The organism is Parasaccharibacter sp. TMW2.1882 (genome assembly GCF_023337635.1).
In the GTDB taxonomy this organism is placed as follows: domain Bacteria; phylum Pseudomonadota; class Alphaproteobacteria; order Acetobacterales; family Acetobacteraceae; genus Bombella; species Bombella apis.
Genome location: NZ_NWUT01000001.1, coordinates 1,203,889 through 1,218,673, shown reverse-complemented (window position 1 = coordinate 1,218,673; position 14,785 = coordinate 1,203,889). Strand labels below are relative to the sequence as shown.

General features: G+C 56.1%; 12 protein-coding genes and 1 pseudogene. 10 read left to right on the top strand and 3 right to left on the bottom strand.

What is annotated here, in order from left to right:
• Window positions 1–18: 18 nt before the first annotated feature.
• Entirely contained in the window at window positions 19–585 is a 567-nt protein-coding gene (locus CO583_RS05555; protein ID WP_143539963.1) for a hypothetical protein, read from the bottom strand.
• Window positions 586–2,219: 1,634 nt separating this feature from the next.
• On the opposite strand from CO583_RS05555, the pseudogene CO583_RS05550 reads away from it, so the two are divergent.
• From CO583_RS05550 to CO583_RS05505, 10 genes and pseudogenes are all read left to right on the top strand, one after another.
• Window positions 2,220–2,783, top strand: a pseudogene (locus CO583_RS05550) (CRISPR-associated endonuclease Cas3''); the annotation flags it as partial.
• A 96-nt stretch (window positions 2,784–2,879) separates the two neighbouring features.
• Window positions 2,880–4,745, top strand: a complete 1,866-nt coding sequence (cas3, locus tag CO583_RS05545; protein ID WP_248630848.1) for a CRISPR-associated helicase Cas3' — start codon at window positions 2,880–2,882, stop codon at window positions 4,743–4,745.
• 166 nt (window positions 4,746–4,911) lie between these two features.
• Window positions 4,912–6,399, top strand: a complete 1,488-nt coding sequence (gene casA, locus CO583_RS05540; protein ID WP_181005234.1) for a type I-E CRISPR-associated protein Cse1/CasA — start codon at window positions 4,912–4,914, stop codon at window positions 6,397–6,399.
• The gene (gene casB / locus CO583_RS05535; RefSeq protein WP_248630787.1) at window positions 6,396–6,944 is read left to right on the top strand and encodes a type I-E CRISPR-associated protein Cse2/CasB; all 549 of its coding nucleotides are present in this window, start codon (window positions 6,396–6,398) and stop codon (window positions 6,942–6,944) included. The genes casA and casB overlap by 4 nt, the downstream gene beginning before the upstream one ends.
• Before the next feature lie 53 nt (window positions 6,945–6,997).
• Entirely contained in the window at window positions 6,998–8,062 is a 1,065-nt protein-coding gene (cas7e, locus tag CO583_RS05530) for a type I-E CRISPR-associated protein Cas7/Cse4/CasC (RefSeq protein WP_248630788.1), read from the top strand.
• Window positions 8,062–8,754 (top strand): type I-E CRISPR-associated protein Cas5/CasD, encoded by a 693-nt coding sequence (gene cas5e / locus CO583_RS05525; protein WP_103765717.1) that lies wholly within the window; start codon window positions 8,062–8,064, stop codon window positions 8,752–8,754. Before cas7e ends, cas5e begins: the two co-directional genes overlap by 1 nt.
• Entirely contained in the window at window positions 8,751–9,434 is a 684-nt protein-coding gene (gene cas6e / locus CO583_RS05520) for a type I-E CRISPR-associated protein Cas6/Cse3/CasE (protein WP_043561868.1), read from the top strand. The genes cas5e and cas6e overlap by 4 nt, the downstream gene beginning before the upstream one ends.
• Window positions 9,431–10,381: a type I-E CRISPR-associated endonuclease Cas1e gene (gene cas1e / locus CO583_RS05515; protein ID WP_043561865.1), complete on the top strand. Its 951-nt coding sequence runs from the start codon at window positions 9,431–9,433 to the stop codon at window positions 10,379–10,381. Before cas6e ends, cas1e begins: the two co-directional genes overlap by 4 nt.
• Entirely contained in the window at window positions 10,381–10,662 is a 282-nt protein-coding gene (cas2e, locus tag CO583_RS05510) for a type I-E CRISPR-associated endoribonuclease Cas2e (RefSeq protein WP_081562540.1), read from the top strand. The genes cas1e and cas2e overlap by 1 nt, the downstream gene beginning before the upstream one ends.
• A 304-nt stretch (window positions 10,663–10,966) precedes the next feature.
• Window positions 10,967–11,263 carry a hypothetical protein gene (locus CO583_RS05505; protein WP_248630789.1) on the top strand — a complete coding sequence of 99 codons (297 nt, stop codon included), beginning with the start codon at window positions 10,967–10,969 and terminating at the stop codon, window positions 11,261–11,263.
• Here the strand turns inward: CO583_RS05505 and CO583_RS05500 are convergent.
• Window positions 11,253–12,071 carry a hypothetical protein gene (locus CO583_RS05500; RefSeq protein ID WP_248630790.1) on the bottom strand — a complete coding sequence of 273 codons (819 nt, stop codon included), beginning with the start codon at window positions 12,069–12,071 and terminating at the stop codon, window positions 11,253–11,255. The two genes, CO583_RS05505 and CO583_RS05500, sit on opposite strands and share 11 nt — an antisense overlap.
• Window positions 12,072–12,633: 562 nt before the next feature.
• On the bottom strand, window positions 12,634–14,736 hold the full coding sequence (locus tag CO583_RS05495; RefSeq protein WP_248630791.1) for a TonB-dependent siderophore receptor: 2,103 nt from the start codon (window positions 14,734–14,736) through the stop codon (window positions 12,634–12,636).
• Window positions 14,737–14,785: the final 49 nt, after the last annotated feature.

Below are 14,785 nucleotides of genomic sequence, written 5' to 3'. Positions count from 1 at the left end.
TTTGGAAGGGAGTGCCTTTTACAACGAGGTAGCAGGAGGAGGAGAGCTGCCGCCATCAGGCAAAGACTGCGTTCCTGGGTGGGGTGCATGATCCCCGTCGATTGGTGCCTGCGGGGCCTGATCGGGGGCAGGGGAAGGAGCCTGACCAGCACCCTGGTCCTGCGTACCGGCCGGGGGTTCGGGCAGGGTGAAATTGAAGCTCTGCCGGTCGTTATCGGTGCGGGCTTCTGCGTTGTATTCCTGGACGGGCTGCCCGTCTTCATAGACGGTCACATGGTATGGGACAGGCTCGCCGTTGGAGCGCATGTGATAAGGGATGACCCTGATGCTGTACGTACCGGGCTGTGGACGGACCGGCCAGGTGATATGCTCGATGGGATGCTGTACGATGGGAGAGGTCGGCGTTCCCACGTTGGCGTCCACGTCCAGCACGCCTCCCTGTGATGCACGCTTGGAGAAGCTGATTTCCTGACCGGCAGGAGGTTGGACATGCAGGTCCAGGTCGCTGGGGTCGTTCCAGGCCAGAGAGATTTCCAGAGCTCCCTTGTTGCCTCCCCGGCTGCGTGCTGTCTGAAGGTCATTCATGGCAGTCTGTCTGTGTGGTGCGTCAAGGGGCACTGCTGTGTGAACAGGGGCGGCAGGGGGTGCCAAAGGAGTGTGGACAGGGAGCTGACCGTTACTGCAAGCACCTCCGATGGAGGAGGATACTCCATTAATGCTGCCAAGGCCGGGAGGGGCAGACAGGTGCCGTGCAGAAAAGAGCCCCATGAGCAAGGTGCCCAGAAGCCATAAGAGCAGGAGGAGGCCCAGCAGAACGAACCCCCACCGCCAGAAACGTCGCACCCAGAGCCCCAGGCCGATAAGAAGTGACGCAAGAAGCGCCCAGCCCAGTCCGACTCCCCACAAGGCAGGCCCCAGAGATGTGCTCAGGGCAAGGAGGAGGAGGAGAAAAAGGGGAAGACCGAATGTCAGGGCGGGGAACCAGTGCCAGGCCGGAAAGAGGGCCAGCCATCGTGTGTACCACATGCGGTACCATGGAAGGATGACAAGTCTTTCTTGCGTAAAAGTGTGGCTGCTGGTGAACCTCTGGGAGGTTCTTTGCTGACTGGTGGTCTGGTCATTGGATGCTGATGCATGGGGGGAAGAGGGCCGGGATGCCGGCTCTTCGGAAGTGGTTTTTTCTTCTGGTTCAGGGCGGGGCTCGGGGTCGGGCGCTGCTGAGGGAACGTCGGGAAGGGTTTTACCCTGCAGGTTGCCTTTGGCCAGCATGCCGGAAATTGCACGATGCCCCCAAGCCGTAAGAATGAGCCCATGGGGGTTATAATACAGGTTGTCGATGTTGGGGATTGTTAGGGCTGTTGGAAGTAGGGATACGATATCCGGGTCGATGTTGCGGCCACTATTCTGTTTCGCCCATTGGATGATGTAGTCGCGGGTCTGTGTATAAATCTGGTTGATCTGGCTCTGTTTTTCCGGGGGGATGGGAGAGCATGCAGGGCCATACCAATCTATGGTGCCATCGGCAGGGTTGCCAAAAGGTTGTGCCAGAGAAAGATGCTGGGCTTTGGGAAACTGTTGAGCATATGCCTGCAGAACATCCTGGATATCTTCCCAGAGCTCCGTGACGGGCTGGCCTTGCACCCGCAAGGTTTCAAATTGGCCATTTCGTGTAGTTTTAATGCGTGAAAAAGGCATATGGAGGGGCTTCTCGGTGTAGGGACGTTGATAATCTTCCAAGACAGATCATGTCATAATATTGTTGTGTTGTTAACTTTGCAATGGATGGCATGAGTTTCCCCTGTGGAGAAAGTGGTCATGACGAGATTGACATGTTCTGTTTTTTTACAAAAAGTGAAGTTATTTTATATTTTCTTTATGAGACCTTCTATGCTCTTGGAGCTGTCAAGTCCTTAGAGAGGAAGAGACGTACCTGTCTGGCACTGCATTTTTGACATGTCCTGATGGAACTACCATTTGTGCCCATCACAAGGCAGCTGGAGCTGTCAGGAGGGGGCTGCAGGATATGTCAGAGGGGGAAGCAAGGTCACGGAACGCCTTGTATTCATGCGTCTTCCCAGTCAGTTTCAGCCCAACATGATCAAAACCGCCCGGAATAATGCTGGTGTTTGTCTGGCGACCCCAAAGTTCATTTGAACTTCTCCAATCGCCTGTTACGCTCGACATGGTCGATAGTTGTATGTCCAGGGGAGAGAAATCAGATGAAAGAATGGCTTGATTGGCCCGCCAAGAGTGCTCATCCTCCTGAAACTATTGAACATCCGGCAATTTATCATATGCTCGATGTAGCGGCTGTCGCTGAGCAGCTGCTTGCGGAATCGCCTTGGCCATCTGCATTGAAACAGGCTTTTATTGCACTGGCAGGCCTGCATGATTTAGGAAAATTCAGTGAAACATTTCGAGGAATGTTACGTGAGGGGGCATATCAACCATTCACGCACTGGGAACTGACTGAAATTCTTCTGCTGACTGAAGATGACTGGTTGGCGGAGTGGCTGGGCGGTACCGAAGACGTTCGGGAAGTTTTATATGCGGCTGTGGCCGGGCATCATGGCCGCCCTCCTCAGACAAACTTGCAGAGACGGGAGCTGAGGAAGTGCCTGCGGGCTGTCGGAGATGGCCATGAAGCAGCACAACGTTTGTTGGAGATTTTCAGGCAGCTCTGGCCAGAGGCTTCTCTTGATTCCCTAGATGAAGAAGCAGCGACAAGTTTTTCCTGGTGGCTGCCTGGGTTCTGTACGGCAGCCGATTGGATAGGGTCCAATACGACATGGTTCTCTCCAAAGGAATTGGAGCTGGAACCGGAGGCGTACCTGAAAGAGGCACGTGCAATTGCCCAAAAAGCCGTGAAAGAAGCTGGCTTGAGTGGAACAACAGCCCGTGAAGGGGAGTTGTTTGATTTTGCACTGAGGCCACTGCAAGAGGCATGCGTTTCTCTGGCCTTGCCAGAAGGCCCCGCACTGGTTGTGCTGGAAGCCGAAACCGGGGTTGGTAAAACGGAAGCCGCTCTTATTCTGGTGCAGCGTATGATACTGGCAGGGAAGGGGCGGGGATTGTTTTTTGCTCTGCCTACTATGGCCACAGCTGATGCCATGTTTGGGCGGGCCAGGCGGGTCATGGAGACGATGTTTACAAACCCGTCCTTGACCCTCGCTCACGGTCGGGCCGGTCTGTCCGTGCCGTTCCGTGACCTTGTCAATGAAGGAAGCAGGACGGGTAAATCTGATGATCAGTCCGGCGTGACAAGTGCTGAGTGGCTGGCTTCAGATAATAGACGGGCCCTGTTGGCTGATGTTGGGATCGGCACGATTGATCAGGCTTTGCTGTCCGTTCTGCCGGTACGGTTTCAGACATTGCGGCATTATGGCCTTGCTTCCAAGATACTGGTGGTTGATGAGGTTCATGAAATGGGTGAGCCCTATATTGCGGAAGAGTTGGTGGCTCTGTTGCAGATGCACAGGGCCATGGGGGGCTCAGCTATATTGCTGACAGCGACTCTGCCACTCAAATTACGGGCCCGCCTTCTGGAGACGTACGGCGGCATTTCTGAATCTCACGCCTATCCGGCCATAACCGTCGCCGGGGGTGAGACCGTAACACAGTTTGATGATGATGCCCGGCCCCAGAAAGGGCCTGTCATGGTGGAGCGGCTTTCCACGATGGATGAGGCGGTGCGATATATTGCCCAATCTGCAGCAGGTGGAGCTGCCTGTGTATGGGTTCGCAACGCCGTGGATGATGCCATTGCTGCGGTTGATGCGTTGCGGGCTGAGGGGGTGCAGGCCCATCTGCTACATGCCCGTTTTGCTTTGTGTGATCGCAAAAAGCTGGAACAGGAAGTGCTGGATCGTGTGGGGCGGAATGGGACTGGCCGCAAGGGATTTGTTCTGGTTGCGACACAAATTGTTGAAGCCTCGCTGGATTTGGACTTTGATGTCATGGTGTCCGATCTGGCCCCGATTGGCTCCCTGATACAGCGTGTTGGCCGTCTATGGCGGCATATGGACGTGCGTCCTGCCACACAGCGTCCCGTCCCGGCACCTGTTTTGAAGGTCCTGTCACCAGACCCTGCCGAAGTGCAGGATGACCGCTGGTTGCAGAAAGTTTTGGAGAGAGGGGCTTGGGTTTACTCATTGCCGGATATGTGGCGGACGGCTTCGGTTCTGTTCAAGGCTGGCCAGATCAGGACCCCAGATGGTTTGCGCTCCCTGATAGAAGCTGTACATGGCGATGAGGTGGAAAACCTGCCCTCCGTACTGGATGGGGCGGAGGCAGAAGGGTGCGGAAAGGCCATGGCTGCGCGGCATCGTGCTCTTCAGAATCTTGCCACTATTGAAGATGGCTACCGGAAGGGCGGCTGCGGTGCGGATGATACGACCTATCCTACCCGGCTTGGGGATGAAACCCGGATTCTTGCTTTGGCCCGCCAGACGGACCATGGCCTTGTCCCATGGGCACAGGCCGAAGGAGTTCCTTCGGATGAGTTGGGCAGGAGTGAGCTGGCAGCTCTATGGGCATTGTCGGAAGTTTCTGTGAGGAGCAAGCGGCTTGTGGGGCTGGACCTTCCAGATCAGGACAGGGCCGATATTCAGGAAGCTCAAAGATATTGGCCACAATGGAAGAAGAAAGCCGTCACGATCTGCCCGGTTCATGAAATAGATGGAGCTATCTGTCAGGGTGTTTGTTATAGGAGTGATATAGGACTGCTTATATACCATTCTTCCTGATCTGGTAATTTCATTGATTTTTCCAGCCCATTATTCCTCATCTGTTTTGATTTGTGACTTGTTAATGGGCTGGAAATGACACAGAGTGATGTCGGAGTGCTGTATTTTTCTGCTGGTGCATGAAGACGCAGCAGATGGTTGATCTTGTAACCCCTAGAGGTTTCTGGTGTCTCTAAATCTGATAACAGACCCGTGGATCCCTGTACGATGTGACGATGGTAGCAGGCGGATTATTGCACCATGGCAGATGGCAGAAGAGGGTATGCTCTTCCCGGACTGGGTCCGTCCTGACCTGAATGTTGCCTGTCTGGAGCTGCTGGTTGGGCTTGTCTATCTGGCAGATCCACCAGCGAACAAGAAGGATTGGCGGGCCCGGAGGCGGGCTGATCCAGAGCGTTTGAAAACGAAATTGGCTGCTTATGAGCCGGCCTTTCATCTTCTGGGTGATGGTCCCCGCTTTCTTCAGGACATGGAGAAGCTTTCAGGCTCCCCTAATCCGGTTGACATGCTGTTCATCGATAGTGCGGGTGGGCAGACCATGCGCAATAACATTGACGTCATGGTACATCGCAGCCGTTATTCATGTCTTTCTCTGCCGGAAGCGGCGATGGCGCTTTACACATTGCAGGACTTCGCTCCATCTGGTGGAGCTGGAAACCGCACCTCCATGCGTGGTGGTGGGCCACTCGTGACACTTCTCGATCCCGGCGAAGAATTATGGGACCTCGTCTGGCTCAATGTTCCGTTCGGTCAGCCATCCGACATGAAAGACCTGCCGTGGATGAGGCCGACACGGACATCGGAGCCTGGGCGGGCATCCGTCTATCCGTCTGATGAAAAAAGACACTTTGACGTGGAAGCGTTTTTTGGCATGCCCCGCCGTCTGCGCCTTGTAGGGGATGACGAGGGTATAACAGGTGTCATACAGAGGCCCTATGGCACGAACTATGCCGGGTGGCGGCATCCTTTAAGCCCTTATTACCGGCTCAAGGTCACGGAGGACTGGCTTCCACGCCATCCACGGGCTGGACGGTTTGGCTATCGTAACTGGCTGGGTATCATTGCTGAAGGTGAGCCCAAGAAAGCGCATGAAGAGCGTTTGGCCAGTTTGGCACTGATCGTGAGAGAGTGGTGTGGACGAGAGAGAGGGGATGAGGCGTCCGTAATTGTAGCGGGCTGGGCCATGAACAACATGAGTCCGAGAGATTTTGTCTATTCCCGTCAGCCGCTTTCTCGCCTGTCCGAGGATGCTGAAGAGGTTTTGCGAGGTTTTATTGAAGCTGCCGAGATGGTGGCGGCAATGTTGAACTGGGCATTGTCATCCGTTCTGGATACCGGTGAAGCACGGGAAGCGCAACGTGAAGAGTTTTACCTGAAAACTGAACCCGCTTTTTATCATTGCTTCCATCAGATAGCCGCCGGCGAGAGACCCTCTGAAGAGTGGCTGAATGCGTTGCGAAAGCAGGCTCTGGGTCAGTTTGAAGCTGTTGCTCTGCCGGGGCTTTCCGAGCGTGACATGCAGAGCATGAAGAAAATTGCCGAAGCCCGGAAGCTTCTGAACATAGAGTTGTGGGGATACGGCAAGAAGGCAGGTCCGGCCCTGTTTACAGCATTGGGTCTCCCCGTCCCGCAGAAGAAGAGGAAGGCCGCATGAGTGAAAAAACAGACATTGGCGTGAAGGTCTTTGAGTGGTGGCAGAAAAATCTTGCTCCACGCACGCAGTCTGCGTCGAGGGGTGCAGAAGAAAGCGGGAAGAGCGAAACGGAAAAGATGCCGGGCCAAACAGCGGCACGCACGCTCAGTGCGAAGTTGCGTCGTGGGGGTTTCCCTGATCTTCTGTTTGAACCGGAAGTGCATCATCTGGTGCGTACGCTGAATGTGCGGGAGCATGAGCTGAAACGTTTTTGTCGGCTGGTTGAGATACTGGGCAGTGTGCGGACCAATAGCCACAGCACATTGGCAGAGCGGTTGAGAGGGGCAGATAAGGAGCCATTATTGTCTCCTCTAAGGTTCAAGCAGTTAATGACAGCGGAAGATGAAGAGCTGGCTGCGTTATTGCGGCGTGCTGTGCAGATGGCAGAGTATCGCTGCAACGTTGCAGCCCTCGCACGGGATGTCATGTTCTGGAATGATCGGACCAAGACCCGCTGGTGTCTCGATTATTTTGGTGCTGCGAATTCGGGAGACAAGACAGAATAGCACATGTGTTGCTGGTCTCGTTTTTATCCATTTATCAAGTAGGTTTTTGTGTCATGACAAATTTTGTCCAGTTCCATGTTCTGACAACTTATGGTCTCTCCAATCCCAATCGTGACGATATGGGCCGCCCCAAACAGGCCGTGATTGGTGGGGAGGTGCGTATGCGCCATTCCTCACAGTCGGTCAAACGGGCCTTGCGGGAAAGCACGTTCTTCAGCAACGACCTTGCAGACCATATGGGGACAAGAACTAAACGCCTGCATGGTGGGCTGGTGCAGCATCTTTTGAGTAAAGGCGTTGCCGAGAAAAAGGCTCAGGAGAGTGCAAGCACTGTTGCTGGCATTTTCGGCAAACTGGAAGCGGCTGACAAGGAAACGGGCGAACAGATCGCCACGACACTCGCTTTTATTTCACCAGATGAATGGAAACTGGCAAAAGAGCTGGCCGAAAAAGTCGCTGCCGGGGAGAAACTGCCCAAAGACAAAGACCTGAAGAAAGAGGTCCTGCGTCAGGCTGATGGGGCGGTGGATATTGCCATGTTCGGGCGTATGCTGGCCTCCGATGCCGACTTCAACCGGGATGCCGCCGTGCAGGTGGCTCATGCGTTCACGACCCATCGTTCAGTAGCGCAGGAAGACTGGTTCTCCGCTGTGGATGATCTGAACAAGGATGATGAGCGTGGTGCTGGCCATATCGGTGAAAGCGCCTTCGGTACGGGGGTGTTCTACCAGTATGTCTGCGTCAATCTGGACCTGCTGGTTGAGAATCTGGCCGGTGACAGGGAACTTGCAGCCAAGGCCATGGAAGCATTGGCTCGGGCGCTGTCTCAGGCCACGCCTCGTGGCAAGCAGAACAGTTATGCCCATCGGCCACGGGCACATTACATGCTGGCAGAACAGGGTGAGCAGGCACCCCGTGATCTCTCAGGTGCGTTCTTCCATGCTGTAAAAGGTGAGAATCTGCTGGAAAGCTCCATTAAAAAGCTGGAAGAGACCCGGAAGGCCATTGATGATGCCTACGGGCCGTGCTGGGCTGCCGAAGCTAAATTGTGTGTGGGCAAAACCGGAACACTGGATGAACTGGTCGCCTTTGCAGGTAAAGCCGTGCGGGGTGAGTGATGGCTTCCCCTTATCTGGTGTTTTCGCTCTCGGCCTCCCTGGGGTCGATGGGCGAGCTGGCCGGGCATGAGCGGCGAGGGTCGCTGCTCTGGCCGGGCCATTCCGCACTGATCGGATTGATGGGAGCTGCGTTAGGCATACGGCGTGATGGCGATTTCTCTGGGCTGGACAGTCTGAAGATTGACGTGGCGGTGTTTGACAGCGGCACGGCTCTGCGTGACTTCCATACCATTCAGTCCGTCCCTGCGGCGGCGGTGAAGAAGCCAAATTCCCGTCCGGAGGCAATTCGGAAAGCGGGAGGACGGCTGACAACCAGCATCACTCTGCGCGATTATCGGGCGGGCGTGTTCTATGGCGTGGCCGTGCAGGGTGAAGGGCTGGAGGAGATAGCGGCAGCGTTACGCAAACCGCATTTTACGCTCTATCTGGGGCGTAAATCCTGCCCGCTTTCATCCCCTCTGAATCCTCAGGTCGTACAGGCCGATACGGTCGAGGAGGCCTTGGGGCAGGTGAAAGTGCCTTTCTGGCTTTCCAGACATGTTGATCTTTCTGAAAAGGTCATGGTTGTCGGCGAGCAGGGCAGCCAGCGGGATTACGTGCATGATGTCCCACTGGACCGGCAACGCTGGCACTTTGCTGCACGGGATGTCGGAATACGGCATGTTGAACTGCCAGGGAAGACGATGAAATGAGCTGGTATCTAAGTAGAATCCGCCTCTCCCGCAGCCCTGCCGTCCGTGTTCTGGAAGCCGCCCTGAGAGAGCCGGATACGGGGCTGAGGCGGTCATCGCAGCATCATATGCTCTGGTCTGCCTTTGCGACTGATCCCAACCAGAAGCGGGATTTTCTCTGGCGTGCAGAAAGTGACGGGAGCTTTCTTACCCTCTCTCCACGCCTTCCACGGGATGATAACGAGCTGTTTGAGCCTCCTCAGTGCAAGCTTTTTGCCCCTGAACTGAAGGCAGGGGACAGGCTCGAGTTTCAGCTTCAGGTCAATGCGACACGGATGAAGCGTGATACGGGCAAGCGTGTGGATGTCGTTCTGGATGCGATTCACGCTATTCCGAAGGAGGAACGGGCAGAGAAACGCATGGACCTTGCCCAAGAAGCAGGTCTTGCCTGGCTGACACGACAGGGTGAGAAAGCGGGTTTTGTGCCGCATCATGTGTCTGTCGATGATTATCATACCGAGACGCTCCCACGTTTTGGAAACGAACGGAAGAGGAGCAACCGGCCTGATTTCGGTATTCTGGACCTCTCAGGCCAGCTGGAGGTGACAGACCCGGAGGCGTTTCTGGCCCAGCTGGTCCGGGGCTTTGGCCGGGCCAAGGCCTTTGGTTGCGGCCTCATGCTGATCCGGCGGGCTTCATGAGCGGGGCGGGGAAAGGCGGGTTACCCGGTCTGGCCCCGCCAAAACCCATCCCTCTGAAAGATCGGGCTTCCCTGATTTTTGTCGAACGGGCGCAGCTGGATGTGCTGGATGGTGCCTTCGTAGCGGTGAACGCTGATGGTACGAGAACCCAGATTCCCGTTGGCGGTCTGGCGGGCATCATGCTGGAGCCGGGTGCCCGTATCTCTCATGCAGCCGTGTCGCTGGCCGCCCGTGTAGGCACGTTGATCACATGGGTAGGGGAAGCTGGCGTGCGGTTATATTCTTCCGGTCAGCCTGGTGGAGCACGGGCGGACCGTCTGTTATGGCAGGCCAGTCTGGCTTTGAATGATGAGGCCCGGTTGCGTGTCGTGCGAGAGATGTACAAGCGGCGTTTCAAGGAGGAGCCACCTGCCCGGCGGTCGGTGGATCAGCTGCGTGGTATTGAGGGAGCCCGTGTAAGGGAAAGCTACGCCCTGCTGGCTGCTCAATATGGTGTCAGCTGGAAACGCCGCTCTTACGACCGGAAGGACTGGGACGGCTCGGACATTCCCAACCGTTGCCTCTCAGCGGCCACGGCCTGCCTGCATGGTTTGTCCGAGGCTGCTGTGCTGGCAGCAGGTTATGCCCCGGCAGTGGGGTTCTTGCATAGCGGGAAGCCTCTTTCTTTCGTGTATGATGTGGCAGACATCTTCAAGATGGAAACCGTTGTGCCAGAAGCTTTCCGTATTGCAGGCAAGGCGGAAAAGGGGCGGCTGGATATGTCCCCAGACCGGGCCGTGCGCCTGGCCTGCCGGGACAGGTTCCGCAAGGAAAAGCTGTTGGAGAGAATCATTCCGACCATTGAGCAGGTTCTTTCGGCTGGCGGTCTGCCTCGCCCCGAGCCCCCACCGGAGGCCGTGCCCGTCGCTTTTGAAGATGAAACCTTTGGCGATCCGGGGCACCGTTGATGCTGGTTGTGGTGGTCACCAATGCGCCACCCCGCCTGCGTGGCCGTCTGGCAGCATGGCTGGTGGAAATACGGGCTGGGGTCTATGTGGGCAGCTACTCCAGACGGACAAGGGAGATGGTCTGGGAGCAGGTACTGCTTGGCCTTGGGCCTGAGGGTGATGCTGTCATGGTTTGGCATGTTCCCAACGATCAGGGATATGAGTTCCGTACAGCTGGTCACAATCGCCGGATGCCGGTTGATTTCGATGGATTGAAACTGGTTGCTTTTCGACCGGAATAAAGCGAAGGAGTGAGGTATTAAATTCTGGTTTAAGTTGGTACGGTCTTTGACAATAAAAAAAGTCATGTCTTACAGTACGTTGCAGGACTGTTCCCCGCCCATGCGGGGATGAACCGGCTGGCGTGCCGGACATCCTGACGATTTACCGCTGTTCCCCGCCCATGCGGGGATGAACCGCCGAGATGCTGTGGCGGCGTCTCTATGAAAGACTGTTCCCCGCCCATGCGGGGATGAACCGCAGATGATGAGAGGCTCGGTGAAAATGAGGCCCTGTTCCCCGCCCATGCGGGGATGAGCTGTCTTCATGAAAGACTCCCTGGGAACAGCTGGGGACCAGGGGAAAGTCCTTAAAAAGCTGGAAGAGCAACGTAGAGAGGCCAGCAGACTCATATTGAGGATGCCGGGGTATAAATCAAGCGAAGTCACCCTATCCGGCTATGAGTTCGACCGCACATCTCAATCAGGGTGCGACCTTCTTATCGTCAGAATGACTTTGCAGGAGGTGCGTTTCAATGCAAAGCGCAAGGTCATCATGAAAAGTGGGAAGCCCGCAGAACCAGAGGATATGGGAGGAAAAATACCTCAGAAAATTAGTGGGTAATCCACTCATCGCCAAGAGAGAACGTAAGTATTGTTGTACCAATGCCATTCTTGTCTAGTTCGGTATGAAAATTATCTTTCTCCCAACAAGCAGATGAAAGATACCGTTTTGAGGCATCCATAACCTCTTGGGATGTTCCTTTTTTGGGGACAAGGTGGCATCCCTTCACTCGCCAGTAGTTGTCATCGCCGAGTGCGAATGAGCAGGTAGCTCTCACTTCGCCCTCCCCCGCCTCATTTGCTTCCTCAATAGAGTCAAAACCTAGCTTCACAAATCGGCATTGATCTACAAAATACTTACTATCAGGAGCGGTAAGGTATGCAGGAGGGCGCAGATTTTTCCCGTACTCTCTGGCGTCCTGCTTCTGCTGCTTCTTCTGCCTCTCCAATATGGCGGCTATCACCTTGTTCCTTGCAGTGCTGGTCACGCCCCATTGCAGGCGTTCATTTTCTCCCTCGATGGCTGAAAATGGTGGGATCGTGAGAGCATCATGCTTCAACGCTTCTGGCTCGCAGATATGGTCGACCACCATGCCTTCCCCCTCGCCGGGGAAGAGACTCATTCCTCCCTCTACGGCGTGGACAACAGGACGTGCAGACATGGCGCATCGTGATGATGGCTGATACTTCATCGCCCATGCTGCCCATCGTGCCGTTTCTGGATCAGCGCCGAACTGCTGAAGGATAAACCGTGTGTGCGATTCTTCGTAGGCGGTCCACTCAGCGTCTGTCATTGGCGGTGCGGCATGGGCAGAACATGACACGGCACAAGCCGCCATGGCGGCATACAGCACACGTCTTTTCAGCATTTCTCCAGCCTCATCAGGTCATCGTCATGTCTCAGTATGCCATCCCTCTCACCAGTTCTGCTAGCCAGACTTTCGGGGTCACTCTTTCCGGCCAGTCATATACCGCACTTCTTGAATGGCGGAGCGGGTATGGGTTGTTTCTGTCTCCAGCAGCAGGCGGCATACTATCTATCCTTCGCCCATGCGGGGTCTCACCATTATTGAATGTCTTGATGAAGGCTGTGGCTTTACCTATTATCGGTGGTGCAGCGTATGGTGATCAGGCGATATTCTGCCGGCCTGGGCCGCCCGTTAGGGTAGTTGCGTTATTGTGGGGTTTGCGGCAGGCCCCACCCATACGCTGTCTTGGTTTTTTGTGTTCGGGAAGCTTCGCCCGGTGATGCGGTGGCGGGGCCTGCAATGAACCCCGCAAAGCGCCACGTGGCGGGTTGCCACAGCTGCGGCCTGCAGATTGTCACCGTGTCGCACCGCATCGGCAGCAGTTGATGTTAATGGGAACGTGACGTCAAGAGCTGTTATCCTGTACGGCAAGACAGATTTCCTGTAGTTTTTCTGCTTTGTTTCACCATCGATATGAGAGATCACCAAACAGGGCACGGCCAGGAGCGTAGGAGCAGTTGGTCGTGCTGGTACATACGGAAACATATTTCGAGTTGGCAATGTTTGTGCCATTCAGCTGGAGGTGCCATCTCCGGTAATCAAGATGGGCCTCAATATCGCCAACCAGCTGGGAGGGTACGATGATGGTGGCTGGCAGGGCACCGGCCGTTGTGCCCGTATAGCGGACGCCCCCACCAATTCCGGCACTGAAGGTGCGTGTGATGATGAAGTTGCGCCGCATGAAGAAGGAAGCCATGCGGGAGGGGACCGTCACGGGGCGTTGGCCCACCTGGTTTTGTGTGGCGGCACTGCCTTTGGTGATGCGTGGGTCCTGCACCGTGAAGGAGGCGAGGAGGTCGATCCTGTAGGGGAGACGCCCGACAAATTCCGCTTCAAAACCACGGGTCCGCTGGGCACCGAGCTGTATCTTGTCGCTGGAATGGAGAGGGTCCTGCACCAGGTCATTCCGTTCTTTTAGGGTGAAGACATCCAGTGTGAGCAGGAAACGGTCGCCAAAGATGGAGTCTTTGCGGGGCCTGTATTTTATTCCGGCCTCCAGCAGCCGTCCCCGTGTCGGGGAGAAGGCGGTGCCATCATAGGTCGTGCCAAGCTGCGGACTGAAGGACGTGGCGTAGGAGACATAGGGAGCCACACCCCAGACCGATTGATAGAGCAGGGCCGCCCGGCCGGTGAAGGCGTTGTCCTTCTGGGGTGTGCGCTTGCCCGTATTGTTGTTGACCTGCACGCTCTGGGTGAAGTCGCCACGACCGGAGAGGGTGAGGAAAAAACGGTGCCAGTCAGCCTGCTCCTGCCCGTAAAGGCCCGTCTGTGTCCCAGTCGTGTTGTAATTTCGTTTGGACGCATAGGCGGGCATGGCGATGGCCCGATAGACTGGCTGATAGAGGGACAGGTTGGGCGCTTTCCTTTCGCCACGCCGTTCCGCCATGAAGTCGCTGCGGAAATCGACACCGGTAAGCAGAATGCTGTGGAGGGAACCGAAATGGTCTTTCCATTCCGATCGTGTATCAAGCGTTGTGGTGTTGTAATTGCCGGACTGCAAAAGGGCCGTGCGGGATATCGTGTCCGTGTTGACCAGCTTTGGCTGGGCAACCGTGCGGTACAGTACGTCCATGTGGGCAAAACGCATGTTCTGCGAGAGCGTCCAGCCCGGCAGCAGTTCCTGTCTCAGCGCATAGCCGACTGAAAGCTGACGTTTGGAATAGACATCAAAATTCCGGTCGCCGGACAGGAAGTTGCGGGGCAGATAGCCATGCCGGGTGGGCACGACCGTGCCGACATAGGGCAGGAACTGCGAGCTGGACCCCGCATCCAGCTGCTCATAGCTGCTCAGGAAGGTGAAGTCCGTACGGGAGGAAGGCTGCCAGCGCAGGGAGGGAGCCACATAGATTTCATTGTTCTTGATGTGGCGGGCAAAGGTGCCCGATTTGCGGATCAGCCCGTTGAACCGCCACAGCCAGTGGCCCTGCCTGTCAAGGCTGCCTCCAATGTCCACGGCTCCCTGCCGCCGGGCATAGCTGCCTCCCTGTACGGAGATGATGTTGGTCTGGTGCTGTGTGGGACGCTTGCTGACGGCATTGATGATGCCGCCAAGCTGGCCGGACCCGTACAGTGCGGAGCTGCTGCCACGGATGATGTCCATCTCCTCCAGCCCCCAGGGTTCTATGGAGAAGGACTGCGACGTGGCGGCGTTGGGCGTGCGTGTGCCATCAAGATAGATGTCGGGTGTGAAGCCACGGATGGTGCCAAAATAGCCCCGTGGGTCATCTTTCCCGCCATAGTCGGAGACACCCGCACTGTAGCGGATGGCCTCCGTCAGGGTGCGGCTGTTGAGCATGTCCATTCTGGCCCGGGAAATGACCGTCAGGTTCTGGGGTGTGGTTTCCAGCGGCGTGGCCGTTTTCAGGGCCGCCTGTCCCGTACCGGCAAGGAGGGCACGGGCCCTGCCACGGACAAGGATTGATTCGACAGGTGGTTTGGGGGGCGTGGACGCTTTGTGTGTCGTGTTTTTCCGTGTTTCTGGCGGGAGCGGTGCCTCGGCTGCCATGACGCATGATGGAAGGATGAAACCTCCCAGAATGAGAAGCCCCCGGAAT